The sequence below is a fragment of the Acidovorax sp. CCYZU-2555 genome (assembly GCF_018413525.1).
In the GTDB taxonomy this organism is placed as follows: Bacteria; Pseudomonadota; Gammaproteobacteria; order Burkholderiales; family Burkholderiaceae_C; genus Comamonas.
The window spans coordinates 1-23,908 of record NZ_JAHCDD010000085.1 but is presented as its reverse complement, the minus strand read 5'-3'; the positions used below and the strand labels follow the sequence as shown (position 1 = coordinate 23,908).

18 protein-coding genes are annotated in these 23,908 nt (G+C 68.9%); 10 read left to right on the top strand and 8 right to left on the bottom strand.

Features of this window, described 5'->3' with window-relative positions:
* Window positions 1-777, top strand: a 777-nt coding sequence (locus tag KHY18_RS22985; protein WP_249729329.1) for a FecR family protein, incomplete at its 5' end; no start/stop codon positions are given.
* A 129-nt stretch (window positions 778-906) separates the two neighbouring features.
* The gene (locus tag KHY18_RS22980) at window positions 907-3,321 is read left to right on the top strand and encodes a TonB-dependent siderophore receptor (RefSeq protein ID WP_213305471.1); all 2,415 of its coding nucleotides are present in this window, start codon (window positions 907-909) and stop codon (window positions 3,319-3,321) included.
* Between the two features lie 10 nt (window positions 3,322-3,331).
* Here KHY18_RS22980 and KHY18_RS22975 read toward each other — a convergent pair whose 3' ends face one another.
* The 4 genes from KHY18_RS22975 to hutH are packed head-to-tail and all read right to left on the bottom strand — an operon-like array spanning window position 3,332 to window position 9,305.
* Window positions 3,332-4,741, bottom strand: a complete 1,410-nt coding sequence (locus KHY18_RS22975) for a formimidoylglutamate deiminase (protein ID WP_213305469.1) — start codon at window positions 4,739-4,741, stop codon at window positions 3,332-3,334.
* Window positions 4,738-5,988, bottom strand: coding sequence for an imidazolonepropionase (hutI, locus tag KHY18_RS22970; protein WP_213305467.1), 1,251 nt, complete (start codon window positions 5,986-5,988; stop codon window positions 4,738-4,740). The genes KHY18_RS22975 and hutI overlap by 4 nt, the downstream gene beginning before the upstream one ends.
* A 4-nt stretch (window positions 5,989-5,992) precedes the next feature.
* Window positions 5,993-7,690 (bottom strand): urocanate hydratase, encoded by a 1,698-nt coding sequence (gene hutU, locus KHY18_RS22965; RefSeq protein WP_213305465.1) that lies wholly within the window; start codon window positions 7,688-7,690, stop codon window positions 5,993-5,995.
* A 13-nt stretch (window positions 7,691-7,703) separates the two neighbouring features.
* Window positions 7,704-9,305: a histidine ammonia-lyase gene (hutH, locus tag KHY18_RS22960; RefSeq protein ID WP_213305462.1), complete on the bottom strand. Its 1,602-nt coding sequence runs from the start codon at window positions 9,303-9,305 to the stop codon at window positions 7,704-7,706.
* 290 nt (window positions 9,306-9,595) lie between these two features.
* Between hutH and KHY18_RS22955 the strand changes: the two genes are divergently transcribed.
* From KHY18_RS22955 to KHY18_RS22930, 6 genes are all read left to right on the top strand, one after another.
* Window positions 9,596-11,578 carry a TonB-dependent receptor plug domain-containing protein gene (locus tag KHY18_RS22955; protein ID WP_213305459.1) on the top strand — a complete coding sequence of 661 codons (1,983 nt, stop codon included), beginning with the start codon at window positions 9,596-9,598 and terminating at the stop codon, window positions 11,576-11,578.
* A gap of 18 nt (window positions 11,579-11,596) precedes the next feature.
* Entirely contained in the window at window positions 11,597-12,907 is a 1,311-nt protein-coding gene (locus tag KHY18_RS22950) for an HmuY family protein (protein ID WP_213305456.1), read from the top strand.
* Between the two features lie 69 nt (window positions 12,908-12,976).
* Window positions 12,977-14,011 carry a hemin-degrading factor gene (locus KHY18_RS22945; RefSeq protein WP_213305453.1) on the top strand — a complete coding sequence of 345 codons (1,035 nt, stop codon included), beginning with the start codon at window positions 12,977-12,979 and terminating at the stop codon, window positions 14,009-14,011.
* A gap of 64 nt (window positions 14,012-14,075) precedes the next feature.
* The gene (locus tag KHY18_RS22940) at window positions 14,076-14,906 is read left to right on the top strand and encodes a heme/hemin ABC transporter substrate-binding protein (protein WP_213305450.1); all 831 of its coding nucleotides are present in this window, start codon (window positions 14,076-14,078) and stop codon (window positions 14,904-14,906) included.
* 17 nt (window positions 14,907-14,923) lie between these two features.
* Window positions 14,924-15,958 carry a FecCD family ABC transporter permease gene (locus KHY18_RS22935; protein ID WP_213305447.1) on the top strand — a complete coding sequence of 345 codons (1,035 nt, stop codon included), beginning with the start codon at window positions 14,924-14,926 and terminating at the stop codon, window positions 15,956-15,958.
* 2 nt (window positions 15,959-15,960) lie between these two features.
* Window positions 15,961-16,755, top strand: a complete 795-nt coding sequence (locus KHY18_RS22930; protein WP_213305444.1) for a heme ABC transporter ATP-binding protein — start codon at window positions 15,961-15,963, stop codon at window positions 16,753-16,755.
* Here KHY18_RS22930 and KHY18_RS22925 read toward each other — a convergent pair.
* Complete coding sequence (locus KHY18_RS22925; RefSeq protein ID WP_213305441.1) at window positions 16,739-17,521, bottom strand: class I SAM-dependent methyltransferase; 783 nt, start codon at window positions 17,519-17,521, stop codon at window positions 16,739-16,741. The two genes, KHY18_RS22930 and KHY18_RS22925, sit on opposite strands and share 17 nt — an antisense overlap.
* A gap of 166 nt (window positions 17,522-17,687) precedes the next feature.
* Between KHY18_RS22925 and KHY18_RS22920 the strand changes: the two genes are divergently transcribed.
* Both KHY18_RS22920 and KHY18_RS22915 read left to right on the top strand, forming a co-directional pair.
* Window positions 17,688-18,716: a DUF808 domain-containing protein gene (locus KHY18_RS22920; protein ID WP_213305438.1), complete on the top strand. Its 1,029-nt coding sequence runs from the start codon at window positions 17,688-17,690 to the stop codon at window positions 18,714-18,716.
* 102 nt (window positions 18,717-18,818) lie between these two features.
* Window positions 18,819-19,415, top strand: a complete 597-nt coding sequence (locus KHY18_RS22915; protein WP_213305436.1) for an OmpW/AlkL family protein — start codon at window positions 18,819-18,821, stop codon at window positions 19,413-19,415.
* 147 nt (window positions 19,416-19,562) lie between these two features.
* On the opposite strand, the gene KHY18_RS22910 is transcribed toward KHY18_RS22915, so the two are convergent.
* Genes KHY18_RS22910 through KHY18_RS22900 form a run of 3 tightly spaced genes read right to left on the bottom strand, consistent with a single transcriptional unit; the run spans window position 19,563 to window position 23,881 of the window.
* Window positions 19,563-20,948, bottom strand: coding sequence for an efflux transporter outer membrane subunit (locus tag KHY18_RS22910; protein WP_213305433.1), 1,386 nt, complete (start codon window positions 20,946-20,948; stop codon window positions 19,563-19,565).
* Window positions 20,945-22,075, bottom strand: a complete 1,131-nt coding sequence (locus tag KHY18_RS22905; RefSeq protein ID WP_213305431.1) for an HlyD family secretion protein — start codon at window positions 22,073-22,075, stop codon at window positions 20,945-20,947. Before KHY18_RS22905 ends, KHY18_RS22910 begins: the two co-directional genes overlap by 4 nt.
* Window positions 22,076-22,114: 39 nt before the next feature.
* Complete coding sequence (locus tag KHY18_RS22900; RefSeq protein WP_213305473.1) at window positions 22,115-23,881, bottom strand: MFS transporter; 1,767 nt, start codon at window positions 23,879-23,881, stop codon at window positions 22,115-22,117.
* Between the last annotated feature and the right edge of the window lie 27 nt (window positions 23,882-23,908).

Genomic DNA, 23,908 nt, shown 5'->3' with positions numbered 1-23,908 from the left:
AGCATGGCGCTGCCGCGCCCAGCGCTGTTGGCCGCGTGCTGCGCGGCACTGCTGGCCCTGGTGGTCTTGGGTGGGGGGTGGCACCAATGGCAGCAGCCCACCTTCACGGGCCAGTACGCCGCCGAGCGCGCGCAGCGCAAGACCGTCACGCTGCCCGATGGCTCGCAGCTGGCGATGGATGCCGATACGCAGGCCCAGGTCACGCTGTACCGCGATCGCCGCGAAGTGCGGCTGGTCGAAGGGCAGATCCTGTTCGCCGTGACGGCGGATCGCAGCAAGCCTTTTCATGTGCTCGCCGGGCCGGCGCGCGTGAGCGTGGTCGGCACGCGCTTTTCGGTGCGCTACCGCAGCGACGGCATGGATGCGGGCCTGGTCAAGGTCGCGGTCGAGCAAGGGCATGTGCGCGTCGCGGGCCTGCCTGCCGCCGGCAATGAATCTGCCGCTGCGGCAGTCGATCTGGTCGCGGGCCAAGGGCTGGGCGTGGCCGCCAATGGTGCGGTCGGCGCGGTCACGGCCGTCGCGCCCAGCGGCATCGCGCTGTGGCGCAAGGGTTTGGTGCGCTTCGAGAACACGCCGCTGGCCGATGCGCTGCGCGAGCTGGAACGCTATGGGCCCACGGGCCTGGTGATCCGCAACCCCGCGGTCGCGGCCCTGCCGATCGGCGGCAGCTACCCCGTGGACCACCCGGGCGAGTTCGCGCGCATGGTCACGCAGATCCTGCCCGTGAAGCTGGTCGCCGGCGCGGGCGGCACGACCGAAATCGCCAGCGCGCCCTGAGCGCGGCGGTGCGCGTGAATCTTTTTTGAAAAAGTGGCGGCGACGGGGTGCATTTCGCGCGGGCTGGTGCGTCTTTAAGAGTAGTGCGTCTCATTTTCATTCATTACTCGACATCTGGAAGACCTGTTCATGCGTTCAACGCCGCTCCCCCGTTTCCGTCCCGCTCCGCTGGCCCTGGCCGTCGCGCTGACCCTGGCCGCCCCTTTGATGGCCTCCGCTCAGGCCACGCCGGATAGCAGCAAATCCCTGCCGTCGGCGGCCGCACAGCCGCTGGGCGCGGCGCTCGATGAGCTGTCGGCCGCCACGGGCACGCCCATCGGCTTTTCTCCGGCGCTGGTCGCGGGCAAGACCGCGCGTGCGTTCAGCGCAGGCGCCACGCCGCGCCAGGCGCTGGACCAGCTGCTCGCGGGCAGCGGGCTGATCGCCGTGCCCGAAGGCCGGGGCTTTGTCATCAAGGCAGCGCCTGCGGCCGGTGAATCGGCAGCGCTGGGCACCGTGACCGTGACCGCCCAGGCCAACCGCGACGGTGCCACGGAAAACACCGGCAGCTATACCCAGACCGGCCCCAGCCGCACGGCCACAGGCCTGAGCCTGTCGCTGCGCGAGACGCCGCAGTCGGTCAGCGTGATGACGCGCCAGCGCATGGACGACTTCAAGCTCGAGACGCTGGCCGATGTGATGGAGCAGACTCCGGGCATCAGTGTCTATCGCCAGGGCAATGCCACCGATTTCCAGGCGCGCGGCACCGGCGTCAATCTGCAGGTCGACGGCATGGCCCAGGTCAGCAGCGGCTGGTACTACCTGACCAGCACGCTGTTTTCGCTCGACGACATGGCGGAAATCGATCGCATCGAAGTGCTCAAGGGCTCGTCGGGCCTGGTCGTCGGCAAGGGCAACTACGGCGCCACCGTCAATATGGTGCGCAAGCGCCCGACGCGTGAATTCCAGGCCAGCGTGCGCGCCAGCGCGGGCAGCTGGGACAGCTACCGTGCCCAGGCCGATGTGAGCGGCCCGCTCAACGAGGCCGGCACGCTGCGCGGCCGGCTCGTGGCCTCGGCCATGGACGCGGGCGGATTTCGCGACCATGAGAAAAGCAACAGCCAGATGCTGTTCGGCGCGCTCGAGGCCGACCTGTCGCCCGACACGCTGCTCAACGTGGGCTTCACCTACCGCCAGCGCGAAGCCGGCGGCATAGGCACGACCCAGCCCATACAGCGCTATTCGACCAAGGGCGTCGAAGTGCCGTGGATGGCGCGTTCGTTCAACACCGGCGCGCCCTGGGGCGGCTATGAGCAGGACCAGCTCAATCTTTTCGGCAGCGTGGAGCAGCGCCTGGCGAACGACTGGAGCGCGACGTTCAAGTTCTCGCACCAGCGCGCGGCCATGGATGATATGAAGGCCGGCTACTTCTACGACCAGCAGCGCGCGAGCTTCGGCCGCTGGCGCGACATGACCAACAACAACTGGACCGCGAACCTCGACGTCAAGGGCCCGTTCAGCCTGTTCGGCCGCACGCACGAGCTGCTCGCGGGCGCGGGCATCTCGCGCTTTCGCAGCAGTGCGAAGCTGCCGCTCAATGCGCTGTCGCTGGCACCGCTGGCCGACCTGGGCGTGAACTTTGCCCAGGGCGGGGCGGCGCTGGCCGAGCCCGATTACAGCAATCTGCGCTACGGCGACAACAAGTTCAACCAGAAGCAGCGCTATGCCTATGCCGCCGGGCGCTTCCAGGTCTCCGACCCGCTGCAGCTGATCGCCGGGCTGCGCGTGACCCAGTACCACGAAGTCGTCACCACGCCTTACTGGTGGAACTCCGACATGAAGGAAAACGGCGTGGTCACGCCCTATGCGGGCCTGGTCTACGAAGTGCACCCCAACGTCTCGCTGTATGGCAGCTACGCCAACATCTTCCAGCCGCAGAGCAGCCAGAACGAATTCGGCGGTACGCTGCCGCCCGAAAAGGGCAACACCTACGAGATCGGTGCCAAGGGCGAGTTCTTCGACAAGCGCCTGAACGCCAGCATCGCCCACTTCTGGATGAAGACCCGCAACACCGCCGAGGAAAGCGGCACCCTGACGCCCAGCGGCGACACCGCCTACCGCGCGGTGTCGGCCGCGACGCGCCGCGGCTGGGAGCTCGAGATGTCGGGTGAGCTCGCACCCGGCTGGCAGGCGCAGGGCAGCGTGGTGCAGCAAAACAGCTCGCTCACCGGTTCCACCGCCTATCCCAAGTACCAGTTGAAGCTGGGCACGACCTACCGTTTCGGCGGCGGGGCGCTCACCGGTCTGACCGTGGGCGCGGCGACGCGCTGGCAGGACAAGACTTCGGTGAGCAACAGCGCCGCCACGCTGGCGCAGCAAGGCTATGCGCTGCTGGACCTGATGGCGCGCTACCAGGTCGACCGACACCTGTCGTTCAGCCTCAACGTCAACAATGCGCTCGACAAGAACTACCTGGCCGGCATGACCAACTTCAGCGCCGCGGGTCTGTTCTACACCTATGGCGCGCCGCGCAGCGTGAACGTCGGCATGCGTTACGACTTCTGAGGCGGCGCGGCTAGGCCTGCAGCAGCTGCCGGCGCGCGCGCACGAAGGCCGCCTGGGCACTCGCGCGCAGCGGGTGGCCCCGGGGCAGCACGCGCTGCTGGCCGGCGACCCACACGGCGTGCACCGCCGACGTGCGGTGGCTGGCAAACACATGGCCGGCCAGCGCGCTGTCGGCTGTCAGTCCGCACAGCGCCACGTGGCGGGCGTCGAGGACCACGAAATCGGCCTGCTGGCCGGGCGCGAGCCCGGCGATCGCGCGGCCCGCGGCCTGGGCGCCGCCCGCGACGGCCTGCAGCATCATGGCGGTCGCGACCTGGGGCTGGGCGCTGCTGGCCAGCACATTGCGTTCGCGCCGCTGCAGGCGCTGGCCGTACTCCAGCAGCATCAATTCCTCGGCCACATTGACGCAGATCTGGCTGTCGGAGCCCAGGCCCCAGCGCCCACCGTGCTCCAGCCATTGCGGCAGATCGAAGATGCCGTCGCCCAGATTGGCCTCGGTGCTGGGGCACAGGCCGGCGACGGCGCCGCTACCTGCGGCGGCCGCGCATTCGGCGGGCGTCATGTGCGTGGCATGGACCAGGCACCAGCGCGCATCGACGGGTGCATGGTCGAGCAGCCATTGCACCGGCGTCTGTCCGCTCCACGCAACGCAGTCCTGCACTTCACGTGTCTGCTCGGCGATGTGGATATGCACCGGCGCCTGCGCCAGCATGGCATGCAGGCCCGCAACGCTGGCGCGCAAGGCGTCGGGCGGCACGGCGCGCAGCGAATGCGGCGCCAGGCCCAGCGCCGCGCCCTGGGCCCGGGCAGCGGGCGCGAGCCGCCGCAGCAGGTTCAGCAGCTGGTCGGTGCTGCAGATGAAGCACGACTGCGCGCGCGTGGGCGGCATGCCGAAGCCGCTGGTCTGGTAGAGCACGGGCAGCAGCGTCATGCCTATGCCGACCCGGCGCGCGGCGCGCAGCAGCGCCAGGCCCAGCGTCGTGTCGTCGGCATAGGGCTGGCCGCCTGCGCCATGGTGCAGATAGTGGAACTCGCAGACCGAGGTGTAGCCGGCTTCGAGCATTTCGAGATAAAGCCAGACCGCAATGGCTTCGAGCGACTCGGGCGTGATGCGGTGGGCGAAGGCGTACATCTGCTGGCGCCAGCTCCAGAAGCTGTGCGGCGCCTGGCCGCGGAATTCGGTCAGGCCCGCAAAGCCGCGCTGGAACGCATGCGAGTGCAGATTGGGCATGCCCGGCAGCATGGGCCCGGCCGCGCGCGCCACGCCTGGGGGCGCCGGCATGTCGGTGTCCACCTGCGTGATATGGCCGGTCGCATCCCAGCGCAGCAGCACGTTGCGCGCCCAGCCGCCGGGCAGCAGCGCGTCTTCGGCCCAGAGGGCGCGCACCGGCGCCAGCAGGTGGGCCCAGGCGGTGTTCATGCGGCGATGCGCCCCTGGCGCACGATGCGGCAGGCCGGCCGCTGGCCCAGCCAGTAAGCCAGTTCGGCGGCCTGCTGTACCGGCCAGAGCACGAAATTCGCGGGCCGCCCCGAGGCGATCAGCCCGTGCGAGTCTTGCAGTCCCAGCGCGCGCGCCGCGTGGCGCGTGATGCCTGACAGCGCTTCGGGCACGGTCAGGCCGAACAGCGTGCAGGCCATGTTGGCCATCAGCAGCAGGCTCAGGCAGGGCGAGCTGCCCGGGTTGTGGTCGGTGGCCACGGCCAGCGGAATGCCTGCGGCGCGCAGCGCATCGATGGGCGGACGCTGGGTGTCGCGCAGCGTGTAGAACGCGCCCGGCAGCAGCACGGCCACCGTGCCCGCGGACCTCATGGCGGCAATGCCCCGGGCCGACAGATGCTCGATGTGGTCGCACGACAGCGCGCCATGGCGCGCGGCCAGCGCCGCGCCTTCCATGTTGGAGCGCTGCTCGGCATGCAGTTTCACGCGCAGGCCCAGGCGCCGCGCGGCGCCAAACACCTGCGCGGTTTCGGCCGGCGAAAACGCGATGCGCTCGCAGAACACCTCGACCGCATCGACCAGACGTTCCGCGGCCAGCGTGGGCAGCATATGGTCGCAGACGAGATCGATATAGGCCTGGCTGCGGCCCGCGAATTCGGGCGGCAGCGCGTGCGCGCCCAGGAAAGTGCTTTGCACGGTCACGCCGCACAGCTGGCCCAGCCGGCGCGCGACGCGCAGTTGCTTGCGCTCGTGCGCCAGCGCCAGTCCGTAGCCCGATTTGATCTCGACGGCGCACACGCCTTCGGCCAGCAATTGCCGCAGGCGCGGCAGCGCCTGGGCCAGCAGTTCGTCTTCGCTCGCGGCCCGCGTGGCGTGCACGGTGGACAGAATGCCGCCGCCCGCGCGCGCGATCTCTTCGTAGCTCGCGCCCGCCAGGCGCAGCGCGAATTCGTCGGCGCGCTGCCCGCCATAGACCAGATGCGTGTGGCAATCGACCAGGCCCGGCGTGGCCAACTGCCCCTGGCCGTCGTGCCGCGGCAGATGGGCATGGCCGGCGGGCAGCGCGTCTTCGGGGCCGACCCAGACCATGCGGCCCTGGTCCACGACGATGCAGGCGGGCTCGTGCGCGGCGACGTGTACATCGGCCTGGAACAGATCGGGCGCGAGCCGCACAGGCTGCCAGCGGCCGTCGGCGCAGGGCAGGGATGGGAAGGCTGCGGGCGATTGCATGGCTTCAGCGCAGCATAGGCAGCTTGAGGTCGTGGCGCCTGGCCGCGGCCTGGGCCTGGGCGTAGCCCGCATCGGCGTGGCGCATGACGCCGCTGGCCGGGTCGTTCCAGAGCACGCGCGCCAGGCGCGCGGCCGCGGCTTCGGTGCCGTCGGCGACGATCACCATGCCTGCGTGCTGGGAGAAGCCCATGCCCACGCCGCCGCCGTGGTGCAGGCTGACCCAGGTGGCGCCGCTGGCGGTGTTGAGCAGGGCGTTGAGCAGCGGCCAGTCGGAGACCGCGTCCGAGCCGTCGCGCATGGCTTCGGTTTCGCGGTTCGGGCTGGCGACCGAGCCGCAGTCGAGGTGGTCGCGGCCGATGACGATAGGCGCCTGGAGTTCGCCGCTGGCCACCATGGCGTTGAACGCCAGCGCCGCCTGGTGGCGCTCGCCCAGGCCCAGCCAGCAGATGCGCGCGGGCAGGCCCTGGAAGGCAATGCGCTCGCGCGCCATGTCGAGCCAGCGGTGGGTGGCGTGGTTGTCGGGAAACAGCTGCTTGATCTTGGCATCGGTGCGGTAGATGTCTTCGGGATCGCCCGACAGCGCGACCCAGCGGAACGGCCCCTTGCCTTCGCAGAACAGCGGCCGGATATAGGCGGGCACAAAGCCCGGAAAGTCGAAGGCGTCGGCCACGCCGGCATCGCGCGCCACCTGGCGGATGTTGTTGCCGTAGTCGACCGTGGGAATGCCCATCGCATGGAAGTCGAGCATGGCGCGCACCTGCTGCGCGCAGCTGTGGGCAGCCGCGGCCTTGAGGCGGGCGTGCGCCGCGGGGGCGTGGGCGGCGGCCTGCCACTGCGGCACGCTCCAGCCGCGCGGCAGATAGCCGTGGATCAGGTCATGCGCCGAAGTCTGGTCGGTGACGATGTCGGGGCGCAGGCCGCCGGCGCGTGCGCGCCGCACCAGCTCGGGATAGACATCGGCCGCATTGCCCAGCAGCGCGACCGAGACGGCCTGGCGCTGCGCGGTGTGCTCGGCGATCAGCTGCAGCGCATGATCCAGGTCGTGCGCCTGCTGATCGACATAGCGCGTGCGCAGCCTGAAGTCGATGCGGCTTTGCTGGCATTCGACGGCCAGCACGCAGGCACCGGCCAGCACGCCCGCCAGCGGCTGGGCGCCGCCCATGCCGCCCAGGCCCGCGGTCAGAATCCAGCGCCCCGACAGATCGTTGGCGTAGTGCTGGCGGCCGGCCTCGACAAAGGTCTCGAACGTGCCCTGCACTATGCCTTGGGCGCCAATGTAGATCCAGCTGCCGGCCGTCATCTGGCCGAACATGAACAGGCCCTTGCGGTCGAGTTCGTGAAAGTGTTCCCAGGTTGCCCAATGCGGCACCAGGTTGGAGTTGGCGAGCAGCACGCGCGGCGCGTTCTCGTGCGTGGTGAACACCCCCACGGGCTTGCCCGACTGCACCAGCAGGGTCTGGTCGGCTTCCAGCGCGCGCAGCGCTGCCAGGATCTGGTCGTAGCACTCCCAGTTGCGTGCGGCCCGGCCTATGCCGCCATAGACCACGAGTTCCTCGGGGCGCTCGGCGACTTCGGCGTCGAGGTTGTTCTGCAACATGCGGTAGGCGGCTTCTATGAGCCAGTTGCGGCAGCTGAGCTGGCGCCCGCGCGGCGCGCGGATACGCCGCGTGGTGTCGTGGCGCAGGGTGATGTCGTCGTGCATGGGGGGACTCCTTTCAGCGCCCGCGGTGCGGTGAAGCCGCGTGGCTGGGCATGCATTGCAGCAGCGCGCCAGGCCAGTCGGACTGGTGCGCCCACAGACGCATGGCCTCGATATCGGGGGCCATGCAGCGGTCCTGCGCGAGAAAGGCCACGCGTGCGCGCACCGCGGCGAACTGGGCTTCGAGCAGGGGCGAGGTGGGCAGGCTGCGGTCGAACTCCATGCCCTGGGCCGCGGCCGCGGCTTCTATGCCGATGATCACGGCGGTGTTGTCGAGCATCTCGGCCAGCCGGCGCGCGGCGAAGGTGGCCATGGACACATGGTCTTCCTGGTTGGCCGAGGTGGGCAGGCTGTCGACGCTGGCGGGGTGGGCCAGCGACTTGTTCTCGCTGGCCAGCGCCGCGGCCGTCACCTGGGCAATCATGAAGCCCGAGTTCAGTCCGCTGGCCGGCACCAGAAAGGCCGGCAGCCCCGACAGGTGGGTGTCGAGCAGCAGCGCGATGCGGCGCTCCGACATGGCGCCGATTTCGGCCACGGCCAGCGCCATGCCGTCGGCCGCGAAGGCCACGGGTTCGGCATGAAAGTTGCCGCCCGAAATGACGTCGCCGCCGGCAAACACCAGCGGGTTGTCGGAGGCCGCATTGGCTTCGATCTCGAGCACGCCGGCCGCATGCCGCAGCTGGTCCAGGCAGGCGCCCATGACCTGCGGTATGCAGCGTATCGAGTACGGGTCCTGCACGCGCTCGCAATGCGGGTGCGAGGCATCGATGGCGCTGCCGGCGAGCAGGGCGCGCAGCGCCGAGGCGACCGCCATCTGGCCGGGCTGGCCGCGCGCCGCATGGATGCGCGCATCGAAAGGCTTGACTGAACCCCTGAGCGCTTCGAGCGACAGCGCGCCCGCGACCAGCGCGGCGGCCAGCAGGTTCTCGGCACCGAACAGCGCCGCCAGCGCCAATGAGGTCGATACCTGGGTGCCGTTGAGCAGGGCCAGGCCCTCCTTGGGGCCCAGAACGAAAGGCTGGCGCCCTATGATCTGCAGCGCTTCGCGGCCCGAGACCACGCGGCCCTGGTGGCTGGCCTGGCCTTCCCCCATGAGCACGCCGGCGAGGTGCGCGAGCGGCGCGAGATCGCCCGATGCGCCCACCGAGCCCTTGGCGGGGATCACGGGCAGCACGCCCGCATTGGCCAGCGCGAGCAGCGCGTCGGCAATGGCAGGGTCCACGCCCGAGTGGCCGCGCGCCAGGCTGATCGCCTTGGTGACCAGCACCAGGCGCACCACGGCGTCGCCCAGCGCCTGGCCCGTGCCTGCGCTGTGCGAAAGCACCAGATTGCGCTGCAGTTGCGCCAGGTGTTCGTGCGCAATGCGCGTGCTGGCGAGCTTGCCGAAGCCGGTGTTGATGCCGTAGACCACCTGGTCTTCGTTGACGATGCGCCGCACCGTGGCCTGCGAGGCCTGCATCGCGGCGTGCGCCGCGGGGTCTAGCCGCAGCCGCAGGCCGCCCGTATGCACGGCGCCCGTGTGCACGGCACCCGTGTGCACGCGCCGCAGCGCGCCCAGGTCGACCCGACCCGGGCGCAGCAACAGTTCGCAAGAGGCTGCCGAAGCAGAGGGCGTCATCGCGATGCTCCTTTGATTCAGCGCACGATAACGCCGGCCGACCTCGGGGAAATGTCAGAAGAATGCTGGCTTACAGTTGCTGCGCCGCCCGGTTTGTAGGCCGGCATCCGGCGGCAGGTCCAGGCGGCGGTCAACGGCAATGCAGGGGGCTCAATAGGAGGTGGCGGCGCCGCACTGTCGTCACCAAGCCACAAACCGACAATGCGCGTCAGAAGATGTATCAAAAGCGGTTGTAAATTTAATGCGAATCATTATTATTCGTTACTTCTTTTGTGTTGTCGGACCACGCCGTGCCTTCTTACCTTCCGCCGCATCGCCGATGCGCGCTCTCGTTGCTGTTCGGTTCGCTGCTGACCGTGACCGCCGCACAGGCTGCTGACGTTGCGCCGCTGGGCACTGTCGTCGTCACCGGCACGCGCTCCGAAAAACTGCTGGACGAGACGCCCGTGGCCACCGAAGTCGTGGACCGCAAGGAAATCGACCGCATGCAGGCGCGCACGCTCAAGGACGCGCTCGAGAATGTGCCGGGTCTGCAGATCAGCGAAATCCACGGCAAGTCGGGCTTTGCGGTCTCCATGCAGGGCATGACCAGCGACCAGGTGCTGGTGCTGATCGACGGCCTGCCGATTTCCGCGAGCACGGGCTCGTCGGTGGACATCTCGCAATACCTGCTGACCGAAGTCGAGCGCATCGAAGTGGTCAAGGGCGCGAGCTCCGCGCAATACGGCAGCTCGGCGATGGGCGGCGTGATCAATGTGATCACGCGGCGCATCGCCGCGGGCTTCTCGGCCGCGGCGACCGCCGACGCCGGCAGCTATGGCGGCCAGAACGTGGACAACTACGGCAGCGCGCATGGCAATGTGCGCCTGAGCGGCGGCGGCGAGAAGTGGCGCGCGAGCCTCGCCGCCGATGTGCTCGACAACAAGGGCTTCTCGATCAACCCCGACGAGTGGGCGCGCCAGGGCGATGCGATTCGCCGCGAACAGTACAGCGGCCGCCTCGAGTGGCTGCCCACCGCGGCCGGCAGCTTCTGGCTCGACGCCAGCACCTACCGCGAAACCGACGTGCAGCGCTACACCTATTACGCGCCGCCCAACTTCGTGCCGCAGCGCAAGACCGAAGACATCACGCGCGACCGCCTTGCCTATGGCGGCCAATGGCGCTTCGACAATGGCGTGCAGGCACGGCTGGCCGCGCTGGTCGAGGACTACGAAAGCAACTCGCACGAGTTCTCGAACGAGGTGCGCACCGCCAACCGCGCGGCGGCGCTGCGCACCGAACATGCGTCGCTGCAGTTCGATCTGCCCGCGTGGCGGCGCCAGCTGTGGCAGTTCGGCGCCGACGTGCACCGCGAACGCCTGCGCCAGAGCGCCAACGGCGTTTCCGAATTGGCCAGCGGCGCCCAGCGCACGTCGAACGAGCTGTTCGTGCAGAACGACATCCTGTTCAACGACACCTGGGAAATGGTCGTGGGCCTGCGCGCCCAGGACGACTCCGATTTCGGCAGCCATTTCGCGCCCAAGATCGGCCTGCGCGCCAACCTGCCCACCGGCGATGCCTGGAAGACCGTGCTGCGCGCCAACTTCGGCCAGGCCTACCGCGTGCCCAATCTCAAGGAACGCCATTACTTGTTCGATCACAGCGCGCTGGGCTACGTGGTGCTGGGCAATCCCAACCTCCAGCCCGAAACCTCGAACAGCTTCCAGTTGGGCGGCACGACCACCTGGAACAAGCGGCTGACGCTCAACGCCAACCTGTTCCACAACCGGGTGCGCGACCTGATACAGACCGACATGGACAACTTCACGGTGGTCAACGGCATCGCCGCCTACACCTACCGCAACGTGGCGCGCGCACGCACCCAGGGTCTGGAGACCGGCGTCAAGTGGCAGGCGAATCCCGCGCTGGCCTGGAACGCGGGCTACACCTTCACGGATTCGCAGGACCTCGATACCGGCGAGGAATTGACGCGCCGCCCGCGCAACATCGCGCGCATAGGCATGGACTGGCGCGTGCTGGCCGCCACCGAGCTGTCGCTGCGCGCTCGCTACCAGAGCAGCGAACTGGTCACGGCGAACGCCGCGCGCTCGCCGGGCTGGGCCACGCTCGATGTGGTCGTCAACCAGAAGCTGGGCCGCGACGTCACCGCTTTCGTCGGCGTGAAGAACCTGTTCAACCGCCAGCGTGACTTCTCCAATGCCAATGACTTCGCGCCCGTGGCAGGGCGTTTCATCTATGTCGGTGCGCGCATCAGCCTCGATGCCGTTCATTAATCAAAGAAAGACTCCGCAATGATCCAGCAACCTGCTTCGACCCTGGGCAAGACCGCCCTCGCAATCGCCATCACCATGGCCCTGGCTGCCTGCGGCGGCGGTGGCGACGGCGCCAGCGATCCCGTGGCACCGACCACGCCCGTGACGCCCACGCCGACTCCCACACCCGAAGCGGGCTTCACCCAGACGGCGCAGTGGAAGCTGGTGCTGCCTGCATCGGGCTCGTCGGTGTGCTATGACTTCAACGCCAAGACCGAGGTCGCGGATTGCAGCGGCAGCGCCTGGGATCTGAAAGTCAAGAGCGCGGGCATGACCGCCACGTTCTGGACCAACAGCGGCACCAGCGGCAGCGGCAAGGGCGGCGCCTTCGGCGGGCCGTTCGACCACACCTGGACCGAACTGCTGACCTGGAAGAACGCCACCACCGACCCCGTGGCCGGCGCGATTCCCGCGACCGCCTTCGCCGTCGATTCGGCCAGCGGCGTGTTCAGTTCCAGCAACTCCATTGCCTCGGCGGCATTCGAATACGGCGTGGGCGGCAGCACCGATCACCTGCTGTATCCCAACTACCGCACCTTCCTGATCACCACCGACAGCGCCAGCGCCAGCACCGCGGGCACGCTTGCCGCGCCGGTGTTCGCGCTGCAGCTCACGGGCTACTACGGTGGCGCGGGCGGAACGACTTCGGGCTATCCGTCGTTCCGCTGGGTCGATCGCAGCGCACCGACCGTGGTGCGCACGGCCAGCGTCAACGCCAGCGGCAGCGACTGGGTCTATTACGACCTCGCGGCCAATGCGGTGTCGACGGCCAGCGGCACCTGGCACATTGCGTTCAACCGCTACAACGTCAAGCTCAATGGCGGCGAGTCGGGCAGCGGCAAGGTGGCGGGCTTCGTCGGCAAGACGCCGGCCGGTTTCTATGACGCCGCAGGCAAGCCGGTCGCAGCGCAGTTCACTGCCACGTCCAACCTCACCGCCACCGTGGCCGATCTGAGCGCTTCCGATCTCACGCTGCCGGCCACGGCCGCGCGCTGGGTCAAGGACTCGACGGCTTCCAAGCTGCAGGCCGCCTACACCGGCAGCTATCCGAACCCGCTGAACTACGGCTGGTTCAGCTACTACCCGACCGCAGCGGCGGCGACGGCCGCGGGCCTGCCCGCGGTGGCACATCTGATCAAGGCCAACAGCGAAGGCGCGAGCCTGCTGCGCGGCGGCGAAGGCGACACCTATGCGCGCTTCCGTCTGTCGCAGATCGCCTATGCCGATCCCAATGTCGCGACCAGCCAGCAGACCTGGACCATCGACTTCGGCGTCCAGCCCAAGCCCTGATGCCTGAACCCGGCGGCGCCGCGCGCTGCCGGGTGCCGACTGCGTTTTCCATTCCAAATCAATCCCACCATGACCCAACACTCTGAAGACTCGCTGTCGGTGCGCCACGCGCAATTGCAGGAAAGCGAACCGAAACTGCGCATCCGTGACCGCGCCCTGCGCCTGGGCGTGACCGAAGCCGAACTCGTTGCCGCCGACTGCGGCGTCGCGTCCACGGCCCTGGCCGGAACGGCCCAGGAAATCGTCAGCGCGCTGGGCGTGCTCGGCCCGGTGATGGCGCTGTCGCGCAATGACTGGGCAGTGCACGAGCGCCACGGCAGCTATGTCGGCATCCAGGCCGCAGGCCCGGTCGGCATCGTGCTGGGCCCGGACATCGATCTGCGCCTGTTCTTCGGCAGCTGGAAGTACTTCTATGCGGTCGTCGAGAACGGCCGCCACAGCCTGCAGTTCTTCGACAAGGCCGGCTTGGCGGTGCACAAGATCTACCGCACCGATCAGACCGATGGCGCGGCCTGGGAGGCTTTCGTCGCGCGCTTTGGCGCGGCGCAAAAGCCCGAGGTGACGATAGAGCCGGTCAGCGCGACGGTGGAAGCCGACACGCCGTCCGATGCGTCCGCGCTGCGCGCGCATTGGCTCGCGCTCAAGGACACGCACGACTTCTTCACGATGCTGCGCCAGTTCCAGGTCTCGCGCCTGGGCGCGCTGCGCGCCGCGGGCGACGACCTCGCCCGGCGCGTCGAGGCCGATGGCGTGGAACGCATGCTGACCCAGGCCGCCGACACCGCGCTGCCCATTATGTGCTTTGTCGCCAATCGCGGCATCGTGCAGATCCACACCGGACCGGTCAAGAAGCTGCTGCGCACCGGACCCTGGTTCAACGTGCTCGACGAGTCGTTCAACCTGCACCTGAACACCGAAGCCGTGGCATCGACCTGGGTGGTGCGCAAGCCCACGACCGACGGCTGGGTGACTGCGCTCGAGCTGTACACCGAAGGCGGCGAGCTGATCGTGCAGTTCTTCGGCGCGCGCAAGCCTGGCCAGCCCGAGCTCGCCGGCTGGACCGAACTGCTGCAGTCGCTGGGCGCGCAGACGCTGGCGGCCTGAGCGCGGCCACCCATGGGGCCCGCTGCCGGGCCCCTTTTTTCCTCGATACCTCACTTCGGTCACCATGAAAATTCTTCGCGCCGCGCTGCTCCTGCTCCTTTGTAGCGCCCCCCTGGCACAGGCCGCGGCCCCGGCGCGCGTCGTCGGTCTCGGCGGCGCCGTCACCGAGATCGTCTATGCGCTGGGCGCGGGTGACCGTCTGGTCGGGGCCGATGCCTCGAGCATCTATCCGCCCGAAGCGCTGAAGTTGCCCAAGGTCGGCTATTACCGTTCGTTTTCCATCGAAGGCGTGGCCAGCCTCAAGCCCGATCTGGTGCTGGCCTCGGACCAGAGCGGACCGCCGCAGGCGCTGGCGCAGCTGGGCAAGCTCGGCAGCAAGGTCGTGCAGCTGCCTTCGGAGCCCACGCTGGCCGCGCTGGACCAGCGCATCATGGGCGTGGCCAGGGCGCTCGAGATCGAAGCGCGCGGCACGGCGCTGGTGCGCAAGATCCACGCCGAACTCAAGGCGGTGCCGCCCGGCAGCCGCAAGCCACGCGTGCTGCTGATCAGCAGCCATACCGGCAAGCTCCAGGGCGCGGGCGACGACACAGCTGGCGCGGCCATGCTCAAGCTGATAGGCGCGACCAACGTGCTCGCGAGCCAGCAGGGCTACAAACCGCTGTCGGCCGAGGCCGCGGTGGCGCTGCGCCCGGACGTGATCGTCACCGGCAACATGTCGGTCGATGCCAGCGGCGGCGTCGACGCCTTTCTCGCCCAGCCCGGCCTGGCCGCGACGCCCGCGGCCAAGGGCCGGCGCGTGATCGTGCTCGAAGACCTGCTGCTGCTGGGCTTCGGTCCGCGGCTGCCCGAAGCGCTGCGCCAGCTTGAGGCCGGCATTTCGGGCGAGGCGCGCTGAAGCGCGGCCCAGAGTTCATGTCGCAAATTGCCGCTCCCTTGACTGGCGCCGCGCGTGCGCGCTTTCGCGCCGGACCCGGCGCCGTGTGCGCCGCGCTGTGCGTATTTCTCGTGCTGATCGCGCTGGGCTCGGCCGGCAGCGGCGCGCTGGCCATTCCGCGCGCGCAACTGCTGCCCGTGCTGTGGTCCGTGCCGACCGGCGACGAGGCGCTGATGTGGCGCAATATCCTGCTTGAAGTGCGGCTGCCGCGCATCGCGCTGGGCATCGTCGTCGGCGCCGGGCTGGCGCTGTCGGGCGCGGTGATGCAGGCGCTGTTTCGCAACCCGCTGGCCGAGCCCGGCCTGATGGGCATTTCGCTGGGCGGTGCGATGGGCGCCGTGATGGCCATCGTGCTGGGCGCGGGCGGTCTGATGCTGATTGCCCCGGCGGCGTTCGCCGGCAGCCTGGTGGCGACGGCCCTGGTCTACCGGCTGGGCAGCCGCCGCCCGGGTGTGGCCAATCTGCTGCTCGCGGGCGTGGCGATCAACGCGCTGTGCGCCAGCGTGGTCGGCTTCTTCACTTTCCAGGCCAGCGATGTGCAGCTGCGCAATCTGACGTTCTGGAACATGGGCAGCCTCGCGGGCGCGAACTGGACGCTGCTTGCCTGGCTCACACCGCTGGTGGCGGTGCTGAGCGTGCTGCTGCTGCGCGACTGGCGCGCGATGAACGCGCTGCTGCTGGGCGAGCGCGAAGCCCAGCACCTGGGCTTTGATCTGAAACGCCTGCGCCGCCGGCTGGTGGTGCTCACGGCGATGCTGGTCGGGCCGCTGGTCGCGGTGACCGGCACCATCGGTTTCGTCGGCCTGGTCGTGCCGCATCTGGTGCGCCTGCCGCTGGGCGCCGACCACCGCTGGCTGCTGCCCAACTGCCTGGTCGGCGGCGCGATCGCGCTGACGCTGGCCGACTGGCTCGCACGGCTGGTGGTGATTCCCGCGGAGCTGCCCATTGGCATCGTGACCAGCCTCGTCGGCGGTCCGTTCCTGCTGTGGATGTTGTCGCGAAGGGGGGCTTGAGCATGCTGACGGCCCACCAACTCGGCTGCGAGCGCGGCCGCAGGAAAATTCTCGGCGGCATCGATCTCGAACTGCGCGCCGGCGAAGTGCTGGGCGTGCTGGGCGCCAACGGCGCGGGCAAGACCACGCTGCTGGCCACATTGGCCGGCGAACTCGCGGCCAGCGAAGGGCGTGTCGAACTCGACGGCCGCGCGCTGCCCGGCTGGACTCCTGCGGAACTGGCGCGCCGGCGCGCGGTGCTGCCGCAGTCGCCTAGCCTGAGCTTTGATCTGTCGGTGCGTGAAGTGGTGGCGATGGGTACCTATCCTTTTCCCGAACTCGCGCCCGCGCCGCACGAGGCCCTGCTGCGCCAGGCGCTGCACCGGGCGGATGCCTCGGATCTGGCCGACAGGCGCTATCTGGGCCTTTCGGGCGGCGAGCAGCAACGCGTGCAGTTCGCGCGCGTGCTGGCCCAGGTGCTGGCCTGCCACGCGGCGCCGCAGTACCGCGTGTTGCTGCTCGACGAGCCTACCGCCAGCCTGGACCCGCGCCACCAATTGATGCTGCTGGGCGCGGTGCGCACGCTGGCGCGCAGCGAAGGCATTGCCGCGCTGGTGGTGTTGCACGATGTCAATCTCGCCGCGCAATGGTGCGATCGGCTGCTGCTGCTTGCGGCGGGGCGCACGGTGGCGCTGGGCGCGCCGGCCGAAGTGCTGACGCCGCGCTGGCTCGAGCAGGTCTATGAGCTGCCCGTGAGCGTGCTGGCGCACCCGCTGCTGGCGCGCACGCCGCTGGTGGTGTTCAGCGCTGGTATTTGAGTAGACGGCCCTTGTAGGCCGGCAGCAGTTCGCTGGCCGCGCGGTCCAGGCGCTGTTCCTCGACGCCAAAGCCCAGCTCGGCCATCTGGCGGCTGAACGCCGAGCGGTTGCCGCGGTCCGGGTCCACGACCCAGATCTGCGCCGCGGGCGTGCAATGCGATTCGATGTAGATGGGCAGGGTGGCGCGCACATCGCGCTCATAGAGCAGATCGCTGCCGACGATCAGGTCGAAGCGGCCGTCCACGGCCCAGACTTCGCTTTGTTCATTGGTCGCCGACTGGTAGTCCAGCGGCAGGCTGCGCACGCCATGGGCCAGGTCTTCATGATCGCGGTCGGCGATGTCCATGCGCTCGTAGGCGGTCTGGTCGGTGTGCGTCGCACCCCAATGGCCGATGCGGAATTTCATGGGCGGCAACTGGTTGAGCCGCAGGTTCTCGCGCATGAAGGCGCCGGCCATGGGGTGGCAGTCGCTGGCGGTGATGTCGTCGCCGCGGCGGTGGCACACCAGGCTGGCCAGGCCCAGGCCGCAGCCCAGCTCCAGAATGCGTTCGCCGGCTACGCGCGGGCGTGCCGCCACGCAGGCCGCGAGCTGTTCGCCCGAAGGCCACAGCAGGCCGAACAGCGGCCAGAAGGCGTCGGAAATGCCCAGTTGCTCGGCCTCGCCCTGGGGGTCGTGGAACTGCTGTTTGTCGAGCAGCGACCGGATGGTGAGGTGCTCCACGCCATGGACGGCGATGGATTCTTGCTTGGTGAGATAGCCGGACATGGCTGGGAGACGCGCTTGCGCCATTGCGGCGAGGCGGTATCGGTGGAGAAGCAGGCAGTATGGGGCTTTTGCCTACAGGCACCGCATAGCCGGGGCATAGCGCTGTCACTTTTGGCGGGCACAATGACTGCGGCATTTACACGGGAATCTTGAAGGAACTCTATTTATGGCTGCAACCGGTTTGTTGATGCTGATCGACGACATCACTGCCTTGCTCGACGATATCGCGCTGATGGCCAAGACGGCCGCGCGCCAGTCGACGGGCATGGCCGACGACGTCGTCACCATGACCAAGGTGGCCACGCAGAAGACGGCCGGCGTGCTGGGCGACGACCTCGCGCTCAATGCCGAGCAGGTCTCGGGCGTGCACTCGGACCGCGAGCTGGCCGTGGTCTGGGCCGTGGCCAAGGGTTCGCTGCTCAACAAGGTGATGCTGGTGCCCGCGGCGCTGCTGATCAGCGTGTTCCTGCCCGCGGCGATCACGCCGTTGCTGATGGTCGGCGGCGCCTTCCTGTGCTTCGAAGGGGTCGAGAAGATCGTGCACTCGTGGCAGCGCCGCCAGGCCAAGCGCCAGGGCAAGGTGCATGCGCCGGCGGCCGTGGCCGCGCCCGCCGCCGTGGCGAAGACGCCCGAACAATTGGATCAAGATCTGCGGGCGCTCGAGAAGACCAAGGTCAGCGGCGCGATCCGCACCGACTTCATCCTGTCGGCGGAAATCATCGCCATCGCGCTGGGTACTGTCTCGTCGGAACCGTTGATCGAGCAGGCCGCCGTGCTGTCCCTCGTTGCCTTGCTGGTCACCGTCGTGGTCTACGGCATCGTGGCCTTGATCGTGCGGCTCGACGATGTCGGGCTGGCGCTGATGGCGCGCAGCAGCGCCGCGGCGCAGGCGCTGGGCCGGGGCATTCTTCAGGCAACTCCCTGGCTGATGCGCACGCTGTCCATCGTCGGCACGGCGGCGATGTTCCTGGTCGGCGGCAGCCTGCTGGTGCACGGCATGTCCTGGATAGAACACGGGCTGGAAGCCGCGCTGGCGACGGTCGCCAGCTGGCCTGCCGCGGGACTGTGGGCATTTCTGCTGCCGCAGCTGGTGCACGTGATCGTCGGCGCGCTGATCGGCTGTGTGGTGCTCGCGGCTGTCGGTTTCTACCAGCGCCTGCGCGGTGGCCAGGCCAAGGCGCAGGCAACGCACTGAACGCTTGTCTGCCGATTCCTTGAGCTAAGGCAAAACCCGCAGGTGGGGCGCGGTGTCCAATGGTTTTCACGGGGGTTGTCCCCGGTAGACGATTGCCACACCATGAAAAAAATTCTCCTCGCCGCCGCCGCTGTCTGTGCCCTGACTTCGGGCGCCGCCCAGGCGCAGACCGAAGGCCCATGGCTGGTGCGCGCGCGCGCCGTGCACCTCGACAGCGCCAACAAGGACAGCACCGGTCTGGGCCTGTCGATCAACGACAAGACCATTCCCGAACTCGACATCACCTACTTCTTCAGCCCGAACTTCGCCGCCGAACTGGTGCTGACCGTGCCGCAAAAGCAGAACGTGAACTCGACGGCCGCGGGCTATCTGGGAACGCTCAAGCACCTGCCTCCCAGCCTGCTGGCCCAATACCATTTCACGCAATTCGGCAGTTTCAAGCCCTATGTCGGCGCCGGTATCAACTACACGCGTTTTTCCAGCGTGAAGCTGCTGGGCGGCGGTGCCGATGTGCAGCGCAACAGCTGGGGCGGCGCGCTGCAGGTCGGCGTGGACATTCCGCTGAACAAGCAGTGGTCGCTGAACTTCGATGTGAAGAAGCTCTACATCAACACCGATGTGAGCGTGGGCGGCGCCAAGGCGGGCAACTTCAAGATCAATCCGGTGCTGGTGGGCGTGGGCGTGGGGTATCGCTTCTAAGCGCGTTTGAGTGCGCGGTGAGAACGCCGTACAAACCTTGCATGGTGGCTTGATGCCAGGGCGTTCATGGTTCGACAAGCTCACCATGAACGCGGGGCGGCCGGGTATTCGCTTCCACACCGTCACTGGCGCGCAGGGCTGACCCTCCTAGCGCCACCCACCTCCCAGCGCCTTGTACAACTGCACCCGATTGTCCAGTTCCGCCTGGTGCAGGCGCACCACTTCGAGTTCGGCCGCATAGAGATTGCGCTGCGCGTCCAGCTCCTCGATGTAGCTCGCATAGCCCGCCTGGTAGCGGTCGTGCGCGAACGTGAGGCTTTGCTGCAGCACGTCGCGGCGCTCAATGGCGAACTGGGTCTGGCGCGCCAGACGCGCCGTGCCGGTGAGCGCGTTTTCGGTGTCGGCGAAAGCCGCGAGCACCGCGCCGCGGTAGGCGAGCGCGGCCTGGTCGCGCTGGGCGCTGACCGCATCGGCCTGGGCCTGGAGCCGGCCGGCGTCGAACAGCGGGGCCAGCAGGCTGCCGCCCAAACTCCACACTGTCAGCGGGTTGTAGTTCAGCGCATTGATCATCAGGCTGCCCACGCTGGCGCTCAGGCTCACCTGGGGCAAAAAGGCCGCGCGCTGGGCCTGCAGCTGGTGGTCGCTCGCGGCGAGCTGCGCCGCGGCGCGCGCGATGTCGGGGCGGCGCTCGAGCAGTTGCGAGGGCAGGCTCGCGGGCACGGGCGGCAGCGGCAGGTCCTGCAGGCGGATGCGCGGCGCACCCAGCGCCACGTCGGCGCCGCCGGCCTGGCCCAGCAGCAGATCGAGCGTGCTGCGCTGCTTGTCTATCTGCCAGTTCAACTGCTCCACCTGCTGCTGCACGGCAGCGAGTTCGGCCTGGGCCTGGCTTTGCTGCAGCTGCGAGATATAGCCCACGCGCACCTGGTCGCGCGCGAGCTGCAGCGCCTGTTCGCGCGCCGCCACCGTGGCTTCGCTGATCGCCTGCTGGGCCTGCAAGGCGCGCAGGCCCACATAGGCCTGCACCGTGGTCGCGGCGACGTTCAGCGCGACCGCGTCGCGGTCGGCCTGGCTGGCCTGCAGGCGCGCGCCCGCGGCTTGCTCCAGCTGCGACAGCCGGCCCCAGACATCGAGTTCCCAGCTCGCCTGCAGGCCGGGCTGCACCGAGCGCGTATGCGTGGGGCCGAATGCGCCCAGGCTGCGCCCGGTCTGCGCGCCCAGCGTGGCGTTGAGCTGGGGCGACCGCGCCGCGCCCGTGCCGTCGAGCTGGGCCTGGGCTTCGCGCACGCGCGCCATGGCCGTCTGCAAGTCGTTGTTCTGTGCCAGTGCCTGGGCGACCAGGCGGTCGAGCTGGGCATCGCCCAGCTGGGTCCACCAGTCGCCGGCGATCGTCGCCGGCGCCGCCGCGGCCGTGGGCACGCTCCACTGCGCGGGCAGGGGCACGGCGGCAAGCATGTCGGGTGCATTGGGCTGCAAGGCCGCGCAGCCCGCGAGCAGCGCGACAAGCAAGGGTGACAGCAGGGCGAGGCGCTTCATGGCTGGGCCTTCTGCGCGCGCGTGTCGACATGGGCGACCACCGACATGCCGGGGCGCAGGCGCGCGGCCAGCGGCTGGTCGGCGTCGATCGCGATCTTCACGGGCAGGCGCTGCACGACCTTGGTGAAGTTGCCGGTCGCGTTGTCGGCCTTGAGCACGCTGAATTCCGAGCCCGTGGCCGGGGCCATTTCGAGCACCTTGCCGGTCAGCGTCGCGCCGTTGAGGCCGTCGACCGTGAAGCGTGCGGGCTGGCCTATGCGCACCTGGGCGGTCTGGGTTTCCTTGAAGTTCGCGATCACCCACAGCTGCGGCGGCACCACGTACAGCAGCTGGCTGCCCGCGGCGACATACTGGCCCTTGCGCACCGAGACTTCGCTGGCCTGGCCGTCGCTGGGCGCGCGCACCGTGGTGTTGTCGAGATTGATCTGCGCCTGGCTGACCTGGGCCTGGGCCATCTGCACCGCGGCTTCGAGCGCGTCGCGATTGACGGTCGTGGCCTTGATGCTTTGCTGGCCGATGGCGATGTCGCCTTGGGCCTTGGCTACATTGGCCGCGGCCAGGCGCGCCGTGGCGCGCACCTTGTCGCGCTCGTTGAGCGAGACCGAGCCGCGCGCTGCCAGTTCTTCCACACGCTGCAGCTCGGCGCGCGCGCGTTCGGCCTCGGCCTGGGCGGCGGCCAGCGTCGCCTGGCGCACCTGCAGGCCGGCCTGGTTCTGCGACTGGGTCTGGGCCGAATTGGCGAGCTGGGCGCGCGCATTCGCCAGCTGCGCCTGGGCCTGGGCCAGCGCGGCTTCATAGCTGCGCGTGTCAATATGCACCAGCGGCTGGCCCACGGTCACATGTTCGTAGTCGTGCACCAGCACTTCGGTCACATAGCCGTTGACCTGGGGCGCGAGCACGGTCACCTGGCCGCGCACATAGGCGTTGTCGGTGGAGATGTCGCTGGTCTCGAACGGGCCCACGTTCCAGGCGCGCAGCACCAGCACGATGCCCACGGCGGCGAGCGCGGCCATCAGCAGCGCGCTGCGCAGCGAGGGGCGCTCTTTCTTCGGGGTGGGCGACGGGCCGGCCGCGGCAGCCGGTGCCGGCGCTGCGGGAGAGTTGGGAGTGGGTGTGGTGGCGCTCATGGTGTTGAATCTTTATGGTGGAGCGAAAAGCAAGAGGGTTCAGGCGGCGGCGGTTGCCGGGCCGGCGCGCGCCGGTGGCGCGGCGTCGCCGTCCGCATCGATGCCGGGATCGGGCTCGACGGCCGCATCGGTGCCCACTTCGGCCACGGTCTCTGCCGTGTGTCGCGCATTGCGTATCGCCTCGAGCCGGCTGGCGCGGCGTGCGCGCCCGGCTTCGAACAGCGACCAGGCGAGATAGGCAAAGGCCACCAGCGCGACGACGCGGAACACATCGTTCCAGGCGCGCACCTGGGCCTCCCGGCGCACCACCTGGGCGAGCTGGGCCGTGGCCTGCGCGGCGCGCAGCGTGGGGTCGGTGATCTGGCTGGCGAGTGCCTGCTGCTGCAGTTGCAGGCGCTGCGCGACCTGGGGCTCGGCCGGGTTGATCTGCTGCGACAGCGCGACGGAGTAGGCTTGCGCGCGGTGGATCTGGTAGGTGCCCAGCAGCGCCGAGCCCGCGAGCCCGCCCAGCGACTGCGTCATGGAGATGGTGATGATGGCCGTCAGCATGTGGCTGGGGCCGTTCTTGAGCCCCTGCACTATGCCCAGCAGCATCAGCGGGCCCATGAAGATGCCCGAGCCCATGGCCAGCAGGAACTGGCTGACGTAGAAGTCCGCGGGCCGGTCGAGGCTGGTGCGGCCGAAATCCAGCCAGGTGGCGACGCCCAGCAGCAGCAGCGCCGCCAGCAGTTGCGTGCCGGCGCGCTCCAGGCCGAACGTCAGCGCCGACAGCAGCATGCCCAGCAGCATGCCGGCGAGAATCACGCCGAACAGGGGCTGCATCTGGTCGGGCGTCATGCCCAGCGTGCGCAGCATGCCGACCACGCCATAGCTCTGCTCGGTGGTCAGAAAGCGCAGCACGATGGCGCCGATCACGAAGCGTATGGTGGCGCTTTGCGTGAACCAACGCGTGTGCAGCAGCGGATTGCTGCGGTGGTGCTCGTGGTACAGCCCGCCGAACAGCAGCAGCATGGCGCCTATCAGCATCCAGGCCAGTTCTGGCGCATCGAACCACCAGCGCGTCGTGCCCTGCACCAGCACCGCGACCAGCAGGCCCACGCCAGGCATCAGCAGCGCGATGCTCAGGAAATCGCGTTTCTCGAACGCCTGAAATTGCACGCCCGCGGGCAGCTTGAGCAGCACCACGGCGGCGAACGACATCAGCGCCAGGCCGGCTTCGAACCAGTAGAGGTTGTGCCACTGGCCGTGGTCCAGCAGGCTGGGCGACAGCAGCCAGGCCAGCGGCGTGGCGAGCTGGCTGATGCCCACGCCCAGCACCAGCATCTTGAGCACATGCACGCGCGGCATGGCCTGCAGCATGTAGAGCGTGGCAAGCGTTGTGCAGGCCGCGGCGGCCAGGCCGCTGGCGCCGCGCAGCCACAGCAGGCTTTGCGCGCTGCCCAGCACCAGGTGCAGCACGCACAGCAGCGCATACAGGCCCAGGCTGATCTCGGTGAACAGCCGCATGCCGTACTGCTGGCGGAACTTGTAGACCAGCAGATTGGCCGTGACGCTGAACGTGACATAGGCGCCCGTGAGCCACGCGGCTTCGCTGGGCGTGAGGCCCATCTGGCCCTGGATGGTGGGCAGATTGACGCTGAACAGCGCATTGCCCAGGCCGCCGGTCAGGCCCACGAGGATGGCCACCAGCGCGTAGCACACGCGCTCCCAGGGCGCGTGCGACAGCATCGCCGGCGAGCCGGGCAGGGCCGGTTTTTCGTGCTCCTCCCAGTCGGGTGGGCGTCGCAGGTAGACGGTTTCGGTCATGCGGCGGCGTCGGGCTGCAGGCCGCGG